Origin of the sequence: Parabacteroides sp. MSK.9.14, from assembly GCF_019041495.1 — a bacterium.
Classification (GTDB): domain Bacteria; phylum Bacteroidota; class Bacteroidia; order Bacteroidales; family Tannerellaceae; genus Parabacteroides; species Parabacteroides merdae.
In genome coordinates this window covers 1-12583 of record NZ_JAHPXO010000018.1, presented here as the reverse complement: position 1 = coordinate 12583, position 12583 = coordinate 1, and the positions used below count along the sequence as shown (strand labels likewise).

Below are 12583 nucleotides of genomic sequence, written 5' to 3'. Positions count from 1 at the left end.
AGTGAAGCATAGATAAAAAGAATTTCATTAAAGGTATTTGAACTAACGTTTTTCGGAAGCATATCCTCCAATCATCGAATCGCCCCATGATTTATGAACCGTGCGAGCAAAAAGCGCCCTCACCATCCAAGGAAATACCCCTATAATATAACAACATTTTTGAGTGAACAACGAAATCTTAAATGAAAAAGCCGGGAGACAAAATGAATATTTTCACAATTATTTACACAAGTTACGAGAATTAGAATTACCTTTGTAGCACAATTTGTAATTACCAAAACACTTGATTATGAAGAAGTATTTGTATTTGGCTGCTTTCTGCCTGTTATTGGGGCCGACCGTATCGGCCCAGAACGATGCCGACAAAGGCATAGAATTTCCCCATCGTGTAGTGACTAATGGATTTTGGGACAACTGGTTTGTAGGAGTAGGCGCCGGTGTAAACGTCTATGGTGGGCAGCATGACCAACACATGTCCCTGGGCAAACGCTTCGCACCCGCTGTGAACGCTTATGTAGGGAAATGGTTTACTCCGGGCCTGGGAGTCCGCGCCAATTACTCCGGTTTGTACTGGAATGGCGTCGCAATTTCTCCGGAAACGGGATTTGTACGCAAAGGCTTGGGTGACGGATACCATAAGCAAAAAGGAAATTTCGTCAACATGCATGCGGATGTGATGCTGAACCTCTCGGAAATGTTCTGTGGACATAACCCTCAGAGAGCTTACTCATTCATCCCTTATGCCGGTGCTGGTATCATCCATTCAACCAGCCAACCGAAGAATGACGAACTGACCTGGCACGCCGGTATCATCAACCGCTTCCGCATAACAGACCGCCTGGCTGTCAATGTAGAATTGGCTACCGCGTTCTTCAAGGACAAGTTTGACGGTGAACTCAGCCACAAAAGAGCGGAAGGCATGTACAGTGCGTTGGTAGGCATGTCTTACCGTATCGGCAAGAAAAACTTCGACCGGAATATCATCAAATATACCGGAATCGACCAAAGCGAGTTGGACAATGCCAACGAGAGAGCCAACAACCTCCGTGCTGAGAACGAGAAGCTGAAAGAGGAAATCCGTAAAGAGAAAGAAATGAAGGCCGAACCTGCGGTTCAAGTGATAACCACCAAGACCATGGCACCGGTGTATGTGCTCTTTGATCTGGGCAAGTCGGCTTTGTCAAAAGCCCAGCGAATCAACTTGCAATATGCTGCCGCTTCCATCAAGTCTTGCACGGATCAGGTATTCACCATCGAGGCATACGCTGACAACAAGACCGGCTCAGCCGAGACAAACAAACGTCTGTCTTCGCAACGTGCTGAAACCGTTAAGAAATGCCTGGTTGAAGAGTTCGGTGTACCCGCAACCATGCTGCGTGTTGACGTGAAGGGTGGCGTGGACAATATGTTCTACAATGACCCGGCATTGAGCCGGGCGGTAATCATCAAGTAATGAAATGAGTCGTAAATATCATTATACATGATTGTTTGATTCTATGTGAAGAATCACAAAACCCGTGAATTATAAATTAGTTATTTTGTTGATCCGCCGTGCGTGAGCATAGCGGATTTTTTAATGACATCTTCAATAACCGGGGATACTTGGTAACAAAGTCTTCGGGCAGCTCTTCCGCAAGAATGCGCTGGCCCTTCTGATGCTTTTCCATGATCAACAGTATATGGTCATAGAGATAGGAAAGCTTGGAATGCTCTATGCAGGCTATCAGCTTGATGAACTGATAGAAGGAATAACGCTTCCTGTCCGTACCGGCAAAGTCCGCAATGCGGTCGAGCGAGAACATAAGTTCCGTAGCGAAGACACGGGAGATCCGTGAATAGGGACATCTGGCATGTTTCTCCAGGAAATTCTTGATCATCTGGTTGTTCACTTCCAGCGCGTCAAACGGCTGATAATCCTCTCCCAAAATATCCCCGTCAATATCCGGTGCGGTGAACAGGTTCCTGTGTGGGACAATCACCTGATAGTACTTGCCGACAACCCAACTGTCGGCATCAGGACAGGAACATAGCACTCCGTTGTTTCCATATAGATAGAACCTACCGTCCTTTCTCTCCAGACCTTTGGCAATGAACACATCGCCGGCCTCTATCTGGCTGGCCAGATTGTGCTGTATCTGGTTGCGCAAGTCTATCTGGTAACCGCTGAACTCTTCACAAGAGAACACTTGGGCGGTGATTTCATCACCGATAGTGAACAGACCTTCCAAAGTACCACCGGGAACCTGAAATATACGGTTTGTATGAAGCACGCAATGTTGCGGTTCGTCAACCCCTTTGTCCGTATAGATAAAGTAGCCTAACCGGTTGCTGGTTTTTGACAGCCCTTTATATGTCAGCCTATAAAAACCGTCCGGCAAGGTCAATTTTCGTTTTTCCCGCTGTTCATCCCGTCTCCAGAAAAGCTTCTTCCATGCGGCACCGGCACCAGCCATGTCCGGAAGGTTCAGGCCATCAATACCACGGACAATCTGGCTGCACAGATTGACCTTGACTTTCAAAATTGAGTACAAGGTGTTGCAATCCGAAAGATTACTGCCAGGTAACAAATGGGCCTTGGGATAAAGATGGACGCCTTGAGCGTCAAACAGAATGGCGCCTTTGTCCAGATAGACAAATTCCTTTTTCAACGGCTGCATCCGGGTGCTGGCCAGCTTGATGATGAATCCGGACAGATCATCAGACTCCAAATCTCGTTGCCCAAAATTGACAGCCGAAATGCCGCAAAGCAAGTCCAATGACTTGTATGCGATGCTTCTGGACAGCGGATAGGAACGGTAATAGTCCGCACCGGCACTATGATAACTGGCAAACCGGGCTATCTGGGCCAACTTCAGGATTTGTGTGGGAGGTGTCATAATCCCTTTCGTCAGCACTTGGACACCTATCAGCCTTTCCAGTATTTCCAGTTCATCGTCCGGCACAGGAATCGCTTCCAGATTCAATTTCCCGTTCATTTTCATCACCCTGAGGTTGACATGGGCATCTATTATGCTGTTCAAGGTCTGCAACGACGGGATGTCCACACGTGGGATACGACTGCCCCAAAAGGCAATCCAGGCAATCGTCAGTATATTCGCTTCCAGTAGTTCCGGTTTGTTATTGCATGCTTCCACAATGATTCCGAACATTTCCGGAGAGACCGGCTCGCCTGATTGCAACTTTTTCAAGACCTCCTGGCAGAATCTGTCGAATGTATTGTCACGGATAAGCGCCATAGCCCCAAGCAGGCTCTTGCAATAGACAATCTCAAAGGCTGCCTTACGGAGAAATTCGGCTTTTCTATCTTCATTGAACGATGACAGATAAATGGTGTTTGACCGAAGTTCTTCCTCCAACTGCAGATAACCGTTGCAAAGTTCATAGATATACGGCCAGTCCTTTTCTTCCAACGATTCATCAAGCAGCTTGCGGACACCGTTCGCAAAGGTAAACACCCACAAATTGTTTTTGGTAACAATCTGATGGCTCATTTTTATCTTGGGGTTTTCTCCCACCGCATTACGCAACCGGAAGAAGCAGCTCTTCAACAAGGAATTGTGGCCGCAAAGCGCTAACAGGTTGCGGGGCGACACAAAGTTCATGTTTTCCATCCCAACCGACGGTTGAAGTTTCAGTACACCGTCGTATTCCTTGCTACGGACCAATCGGTATCTGCAGTCTATACCTTGGCCAAACACCACCTGGCAGCTTCCCTTGCGGATCATCAGTGTGTGAAGCAAACCGTATTCGTCTTTCACGGTTACCTGCACGGCCACAAACTGGGGATCGTCATCAATCTTATGGACCGTAAACCGGGCAAATCCCTCCAACCCGTAAAACTGTTTGAGCAGGAAAAATCGGTCCTGCCTGATTTCTTCAATCCCAGTATCGGTCTTCATGATGACACAATGAACGATGTCCGGTAACGGCTTGCACAACTGTGAGGGAGCCAGAGGAACCTGATAACGGTCTCCTGCCAATTCCACAACATAGCGATGTATACCTATGGAGTCAATGGTTATTTCTAAAGGTTTCAATGCGATAAATTCTTTCATGATCCATTCAATTCAAGGTTAACTATAGCGGATGATTTGCCCTTTCCGCAGTTTGCTGTTTCTTTCAAGATGATTGTATCTGCATAATTCGTCAACCGTAACGGCATACTTTTTGGCAATGGAAAGCAATGTGTCTCCCTTCTGTACCCGATGGCACAGAATCTCCTTCTTTTGATCGGGACGCTTGTTTGGAACGATACGGTTGTTCTTCGTATAATAGAAGGTCGGTTGATGGACTTTCTTTTCCGCAAAATCAATGATTCGTCGGGGGTCGATGGCTTGGCCCATAAACAGTATCTCAAAATGCAGGTGTGGTCCGGTACTTCTTCCGGTGTTGCCACCCAAGGCAATGGACTGTCCGGACTTGACCTCAGTTCCTTCGTCCAACAAGCATGTTTGCAGGTGTCCATAAACCGTCTCAAGACCGTTCAAATGACGGACTACCATAAACCGGCCATAACCGCCATAGTCGTATCCTGTCTTGCGTACATAACCTTCAAAGGCAGAAGCGATCGTGTCACCGACCTCCAAGGCAAGGTCTATGCCACGATGCATCTTTTTACAACGCATACCATAAACCGATGTGACCAGCACATCAGCCAGCGGCATTACAAAGCCGGAAACATGAATGGGATAGCGGTCAGGAATATCTGAGACCGGTATATACGCATGAACACGATCCTCCCGATAACCATCGTAAAGTGAAGATGGAGGCTTCGGTTTGGAACGGCTGCCGTCAGCTAATGCTTGGGCCGAAATAGGAGAGCACACAAACAAACAGAAAATCAGAAGGATGACTATCCGTAGCATATCAATCAGGTTTTGGTTTTCAGATGCAAAAATAGAGGATGACAGTCTAACAACCTAACTTTTAGCGGTTTTATTAGTATATTTTTTGAGCCGTTAAATAGGAGCCACAAAATCTGCTGCACAACATGACCGCTAATTTCGACATCTCACGAATAATGCCGTGCTTTGTATATAAATACAAGAACAATTAAACATTATCTGACTATGAAAACGTTTTTAAGGATTCTCGGGACAGGCGCATCAGCCAGCAGTTCCAAACATGTTCCATCAGCACAAGTGTTCAATATCGGCAACAACTACTATATGGTTGATTGCGGCGAGACAGCATCATTTTGGCTGTCACGTTTTAACATCAACGTATGCCGCCTGCGGAAGGTTTTCATTACACATATGCATGCAGATCATTATCTTGGATTGCCGGGCATCATCTATTTAATGGATTTGATGGGAGCAAAGCATTTACAAGTATATGGGCCTGTCGGATTGAAAGAGGCTATTGAACCTATGCTTAAACTGTATGGTCACAAGCTTCGTATGGATTTGGAGTTGATAGAACTTACTGACGGTGTATCAGAAGTTATCAGCTCGGATGATCGGCTGACTGTGTACAGCCTCCCTCTGGAACATTCCGTACCGTGTATAGGATACAAATTCGTTCAGACAGACAAGGGGCTGGAAGTTCCTGATGAGATTATCAAAGAACATAATCTTGATGATTTTGACATTGAGCAGCTGGAGAAGGGAAGACTTGTCAGAGGGCTCATTCCAACAGAGGTCTGTAACACTCACCACCGTTTTTCATATGCCTACCTCAGTGACACGCAATACTGCCCGGCAATCGTTCCGCTTATTGAACGGTGCGATGTCATCTACCATGAAACCAGTTTCTTGCACGAAAATGCATTGAGGGCGAAAAAATGCCTGCATTCAACTACCTGGAATGCGGCAGAGATAGCTAAAGCAGCCGATGCAGGACAACTGCTGATTGGACATTATTCCAGAAGATATTGCTTTAGGAAGCATATACAAAAATTTCAGGATGAAACGAAGTCTGTGTTCCCCTACACCCTAGCCGCCAACGAAGGGATGGAACTTGACTTGCGCAAAGGAAGAGAAATGCGTTTTACCTTTACCAACAAAATGCGGGAGTTACTTGAAAGTTAACATTAGGGAGCAGTAAGGAGCATGAAGGTTTTAAGTCTTCATTCTGAATGTAGATGAAGCCTTGAAAACTTCATGTAAATTGTAGAATAGCGTATTGGGTTATTAGTTTTTTAGGTTGCACTCTGTAGTTCTAAAAATTAATAAGGTGTGTAATGCTTTAAAATGAGGTGTAAACTGACGGATTCTTAATTTATCTTTAAACAATTGAGTATATTTTGCATTTAAAGAATGTTTGTGTAATTTTGTATAAGGAATTGTGACTGTAATGTGTTCGTTGCCGTACCGAAAGTACTTATACATAGTGATGTTTGACTTATTTATTTTATATCATATCTAATTCGATGCCAGATACCGGGCTTCCTAACAAAACGCAAAAAGGGATTCAAAGCTTAGGTATTAGATGGCATCTTCCCACCGGTTTTATTGCGTTATGGAAGTAAAACACCGGTATTATTATCTGATTCTTGCATACCTAATGCAAACCTTTATCTCAATATTTCGTAACTAATTGATTTTCAGCACAACCTAAAGATAGGGGTGTTAATTATGTCAGTGGTAACTATTTTATAAATAGTTGTATTTTAGGCATTAATGGCGACATTGCTGTCTAAAAAAAGAATTTCTACTATGATATTGTAGATGAAGCAGTTGATACCGAATTTTGCGCGGTCTAAAAAACTAATTTCTACTATGGAATGTAGATATGATATGGTCTGTAATGCTTATCTGTCAGTCTAAAAAATAATTTCTACTATTAAATTGTAGATCTAATTTCTGCTCAATAGCCTCCAAACGTGTCTAAAAAACTAATTTCTACTGATATATTGTAGATCAACTGGATACGCCAAGCTTAATAATTGCGTAATGAAATAATTTCTATTTGAGTTTGTAGATGCTTGTGAATGCCATTCATTTTGCTGATTTCTTTCAAATTCGACAACTAAAAAATCATTATAGTATAATCTTTACTAAAAGTGTAAATTATTCAATCCTCGCTGTAAACTATAGACAATGTTATATTTATCAATTAAAATATATTCTATAATTACCGTTATGTTTAATTATAAATTCCAAACCCAAAAATCGACACGCATTCTGAATATTATATATAGCCAAACACTATCCATTTCATTACCGACATCCTATGACGGCAATTGCGTAGAATATATGGTACATCAGGCTATACAATAAATCCTCGGGATGTTGAAAAGATAACACATTCTTCTATCTTTTTTGGAAATAATATAAATAAATATCGACCTCATTCATACATTTATATACCAATATCAGATAAATATTGTTAAACATCCTCTCTTATTACTGATAATCAAAAATATTAAATGTATTTTCGTAATTGAAATAATCAAAATATAACTATGAGCATAATAGACACCTTAATCAATTTCATTAAGCCAAAGAAACACATTAGCGGGGATATACTGACTGTTGAAACTAACAACGGAGAAATTTTGAATTCTTTCATCTGCCCTGCCGATAGCAACAACAAGAACAATGTGTACATGATGTTTTATAACGAATATCATAACGACATTGACAAGCTACATACTCTTAACGGTTGCTACGTGTACAAATACTCCGATATTAATTATTTGAGCAAAAAGGACCTTGAAGAAATGATTAAAAATGTCAAGCCCTCCATGGCAATGTACGCGCCCGAAGCAGTGTATGTGACAGAAAAGTCGTTCAATGCAGCCCAGTCGCGACTATATCAGAATGACCAGGATGTATATAATCATGTCAAACAAGAACTGGAACAGTATAGTCCCGATATGCTCACTTATGCGTATGATAATTATGCCAAGTTCATTGAGAAGCACGGCTATCATGATATTCCCCGTAGCGAAGACTTCTTCATAAAGGCCATCGAACACGGAACGAACATTGAAAATATCCCTGAAAAATCCCGTTCTCCCCATGTAACCGAAGTGTACAGCATGCACGTTCTCAAGCAAGGGCAACAGAAAGCACAAATTAATTATGAGCAGAAAGATTGGATAGCTATCATGAAGGACTTCATGGCAATACGCTTTGAAAAAGATTATGATTATGATATGAGCATTTACGGAATACCCGGCAGATTCGAATACTATAAGAATCATGGTGTAAAGAATCCTTTGAAGATATACCCTGACATGAACTTATCCGTACAAGACTGGCACTACCTCTGTTCCATCAGTACCGAACTAATTTCAAACGGGTATGTACCTAAGGAGGTGCTCGATAATCCTTCTTTCTGGGAAAATTATACGGATCTGATAGGGAAAGGCGATTTTCTTGACAATCCAGATAAGACACGATACCAAACGTTCGATGAATCGGAAGTGTTTGTACACATGCCTGAGTCCATGAAAAAGGATCCAGAGGTACAGAAAATATTGCTGGCCCAAGGAACTATATCCACGAACTTCTTCGGCAAGAAAATGTCACCGGATACTTGGAAATGCGCTTCTCCCGAAGAATATATGAATATCCCAGTAGAAATAAGGCAACAACCAGACTTTAGAGAGATCGGGATAAAAGCGGTACGTGCTTATATCAATAATCTACGCTATATTCCCTCTGGTTACATAGAAAATTGGATGGTCGAAAAGGCTATAAAGCACGACATGTCACTTCTTTATCACATACCCGATGAAGTCATCACAAGTATTCCGAATATCGAGCAGAAATTATTGGATGGTATAAACAACTACCGGCAACAGGACATATTCTATGCAGAGGACTTACCTGGTGAATATGGATTGGTGGCATGTGAACAAAAAGAGGCAATGAATATGCTTAGGTATATTCCCCAAGAATTGCGCACAAAAAACATCTGCCAAGTAGCTGTCAGAATCAGCCAAGAGAACGAAAAATATGTTCCGAATTCCTTGAGAATCAAAACCGAGGATAACGAAAAAAATAAATCCCATAAGATTCGACGATGAATTTTAAAAATATAAATCATGAGCAGATTATTCAGAATATTGAACGATAATGAAACTATCGGTGTCGTTTACGACAGCAAGGAACATACAAGTCCGAGAAAGCAAGAAATCATACGTCTCTGGGACACGCTAAAAGCTGTGTGCAGATTTTCCAAGGAGACCGGAATCTCACTCCAGACAGCATACAATACAGGCATGAAGATAATGGATGGCACTGAAAGATTATCTGACGATCAAGGGGACGTAATTATCTCAAATTACCCGAACCATGGGAAACGGTTCTATACCGAAATGAAACGATTCAACCGAATCCATGATATTCGCCTAGAACAAGAGAAAATTGAATATCTATGGGAGGTGGTATGGGAAACCGTTCGTTTGGAATTATACCGGAATCTACCAAGCAGACTGCATTCCATCAGCTATTATCAGGATATCGGGAACGCTATGCGATATTGCCAATTTGGTAGAGATAATACACATATAGTCCTCTCGGTAACTCCGGACAAACAATGCAGACAATTCGATGAGAATTGGTTCAAACAGATAACCACGTCATCCAATTATGACGAGGTAACCGAACTGGCAAAGGGATATTGGTCCGGTAAAATGACTCCCAACAGAATTATCGAGGTGCTGGTGACCGGCAAATATGAGTTCCTACGAAAGGTCTGAATACTAAAAGATTCAGTATATTCAAGAACTTGATTGCTGGAGAGGGCATGATGCTGACAAGCATCGTCGGACCCGGAAAAGTATATCTGAGCAGCTCAAACGCCATGCGAAAACATATATAATACAAGATGCAACATTAAATATAGGACACAGAATAAGCTCAAAATACTAACAACCTGAGGAACTATAATAATTTAATTATTAAGCCATTAGACTCTAATAAACATTTGTTGCAATTTTGCAGAGTTGATTGATTTTATCAAAACCTTCAAATTATGGAAATAAAAAAGAACCCACTACTCATTATGGAGAACAACCGATTCCCACGCTTTCTGATTGGATTGCTGGTTTCGCTTTCAATACTTTTTATAAGCTTTGAGTGGACAAACAGCGATAAGAAGGTGACGGCACCGGAACGCAAAAGTATTATCTGGGAAGATGAAGAACTAGTACCCATCACTACGATGGATGACATCAAACCGAAAGTCCTCCCTCCGGCTCCCCCAAAAGTAATTGAGGAAATCAAAATTGTCGAAAACGACTCCAAGCTGGATGAAGTTCAGGTTGAGACTACAGAGGATCTGGACCAGCTCGTTGCCATCAAGCACGTAGATGTAATCATCAAAGAACCTGAAGAAGAAGAGGTGTTCACTATAGTCGAAACCATGCCAAAGTTCCCCGGTGGGGAGACAGCGTTACGCAAGTTCCTTGCTGACAACATACGCTATCCGACCTTAGCTCAAGAAAACGGTATCCAAGGAAAGGTAGTTATCGAATTCATCATCGGTAAGGATGGAGGTGTTTACGATATCCAGGTTTCACGCTCAGTCGAAGAATCATTGGACAAAGAAGCGCTTCGTGTAGTCAACCTCATGCCTAAATGGATTCCCGGAAAGAAGAATGGCAAGACTGTTAAGGTCAAATATTTCTTGCCTATCATGTTCCGATTCCAGTGAACAAGTAATTGATAAATAAAAAGAAACGAATAATTACGGCAACAATCACATTGCGAATCAGCGAAGAACTAAAATCTCAGTTAGAGAAAATGGTCGATGGCTCGGTGAACAGAGGGAGCATCGCTGCAATGTCGAAACTCAACATTCTAATGGCTTAATTTCTACTATTAAGGTAGATTAAAACACGTTGCCGACCAATTATAGTTATACAATATTTTCAAATAGAAATATATCTCCAGAATTTTTCATCTCCATTTCTTAATTTACCATAAATGTGAATAGTCTGTAAATAACAGTTCAAAATGACGATCATCTTAAGTATTACCGACTATTTTTGCTAAGTTTGTGACAACCAAAAGAAAACAAATGAAAAATTTTATTATTGACCATAAAGATAAGATAGAATTAATCCAACATATAGTGGAAGAATTTACCGATACATGCAAGGGATTGCCGATTTACACAGCCTTAGATAATGTTTTTGCTGGACAATTTTCGTTGAACAAACGTATTATATCCCTTTTGTGGCTGAAAAAGGAAAAACGTACAGAGATATTTGCCAATGAAGAAATAATACGGAACGCTGTTTGTAAAGCAATACGTTCCGGCAACTATATCATTGTTCTAGTTGACCAATCATCAAAAGATTTACTTACATGGTACCGAAAGCAGATAAGCTTTTTCTCTTCACAAGAAAAGACATGCGTCCTATCAGAACAAAACACAATAATTACCTGTGTGAAGAGATTCTTAGACAGGGAAAAACCTTTATGGGGCATGTACTTGCATGCCAATATAATATTGATTGAATATGACTTATACTCGTGCACAGATTGTGGACATCCTTACTATTTTCCAAAATGGATGTACTTTAGCACATCAGAGAATTATGAGAACAATATGCTAAATAAAGGTTCCATAAATCATGAGCAACTGGAACAGAATATCATGATGATAAAACAGCGGCCATCCGTCAAACTGTCCATTACCGAAATGGATGACAAACTGATAACACAATACCGGGCACATCTCAAGGATGCACTAAACAGAGAAAAGGTTTTCAATACATATAAGAGCATGGCACAACCGCTAATCACTAACAATTTTGACAAGACAATACCATTCGTATGCCCACACTGTATATCCAAAATAGGTTCTATTGACAGAATAAAGAAAACAATTACAGTACAAGACGAGCAACAGCTTTTACCACATCCAAGTCTGTTTGAAGCCTTCGAAGTAGACCTGGATCCCCATTTTATCCGTTCCACTCTTGGGCATCATATTTACAGAACAACAAATCAATGAAAATATACAGCAAGCAATATTATTCCTTAGGGCAGAGATTACACAAATCATTCAGAGGTATGATACAGGAAAGAGATTACCAGTTACCACTCTTCAAAGATGACATCGAAGTGAAAAATGACCGGATAAACGATATGCAGAAATTGAGTATTCCAATGATTAGCTCTAACGCATGTAAATTTGCAATTAAAAACAGAGCTGATTATGAATGAATTAAAAGTGACTTTCTATCTAAAGAAAAATGAGACGAGAGCCGATGGAATCGCCCCTGTTTTGGGACGGATACGCATTGGCAAATCAATGGTACAGTTCAGTGCCAAAGTGTATATTCAGGAAAAGTTATGGGATGTAAAGTCCGGCAGGGCAAAAGGTAAAAGCAAGGCGGCATTAAACGCCAATGCAGAGCTGGACAAATTATGTGTGGCCATCCATTCCGCATACAAAGACCTGCAACTGAAAAGCGACAATGTCCTTGCAATTGATGTGAAAAACGCTTTTCAAGGAATCGCATCCGAGCAGGACACGCTGGTCAAGCATTACGAGCATCTCAACGAGAAATTCTACAAGAAAGTGGGTGTCAACCGTTCCATTGACACCTATAAACGGTATTGCGTGGCACTGAACCACCTAAAGAATTTTCTTCAAAAGAAATACAAGGTAAGGGATA

General features: G+C 41.5%; 8 protein-coding genes and 1 pseudogene. 7 read left to right on the top strand and 2 right to left on the bottom strand.

Annotation, left to right across the window (positions count from 1 at the left end):
- The first annotated feature begins 289 nt into the window (after positions 1–289).
- A complete protein-coding gene (locus KTG12_RS10935) occupies positions 290–1453 on the top strand; it encodes an OmpA family protein (protein WP_075965507.1) in 1164 nt (387 codons plus the stop codon).
- Positions 1454–1529: 76 nt separating this feature from the next.
- On the opposite strand, the gene KTG12_RS10930 is transcribed toward KTG12_RS10935, so the two are convergent.
- The gene (locus KTG12_RS10930; protein WP_075965506.1) at positions 1530–4055 is read right to left on the bottom strand and encodes a hypothetical protein; all 2526 of its coding nucleotides are present in this window, start codon (positions 4053–4055) and stop codon (positions 1530–1532) included.
- 18 nt (positions 4056–4073) lie between these two features.
- A complete protein-coding gene (locus tag KTG12_RS10925) occupies positions 4074–4865 on the bottom strand; it encodes a M23 family metallopeptidase (protein WP_075965505.1) in 792 nt (263 codons plus the stop codon).
- A gap of 204 nt (positions 4866–5069) precedes the next feature.
- Between KTG12_RS10925 and KTG12_RS10920 the strand changes: the two genes are divergently transcribed.
- The 6 genes and pseudogenes from KTG12_RS10920 to KTG12_RS10895 all read left to right on the top strand — a co-directional run.
- Positions 5070–6029, top strand: a complete 960-nt coding sequence (locus tag KTG12_RS10920; RefSeq protein WP_075965504.1) for a ribonuclease Z — start codon at positions 5070–5072, stop codon at positions 6027–6029.
- 1376 nt (positions 6030–7405) lie between these two features.
- Positions 7406–8977 (top strand): hypothetical protein, encoded by a 1572-nt coding sequence (locus KTG12_RS10915; RefSeq protein ID WP_122298804.1) that lies wholly within the window; start codon positions 7406–7408, stop codon positions 8975–8977.
- An 18-nt stretch (positions 8978–8995) separates the two neighbouring features.
- Complete coding sequence (locus tag KTG12_RS10910; protein WP_122298806.1) at positions 8996–9652, top strand: hypothetical protein; 657 nt, start codon at positions 8996–8998, stop codon at positions 9650–9652.
- Between the two features lie 275 nt (positions 9653–9927).
- Positions 9928–10608, top strand: coding sequence for an energy transducer TonB (locus KTG12_RS10905; RefSeq protein ID WP_075965501.1), 681 nt, complete (start codon positions 9928–9930; stop codon positions 10606–10608).
- A gap of 366 nt (positions 10609–10974) precedes the next feature.
- Positions 10975–11916, top strand: a complete 942-nt coding sequence (locus tag KTG12_RS10900; RefSeq protein WP_216945438.1) for a hypothetical protein — start codon at positions 10975–10977, stop codon at positions 11914–11916.
- Positions 11917–12120: 204 nt separating this feature from the next.
- Positions 12121–12583, top strand: a pseudogene (locus KTG12_RS10895) (Arm DNA-binding domain-containing protein); the annotation flags it as partial.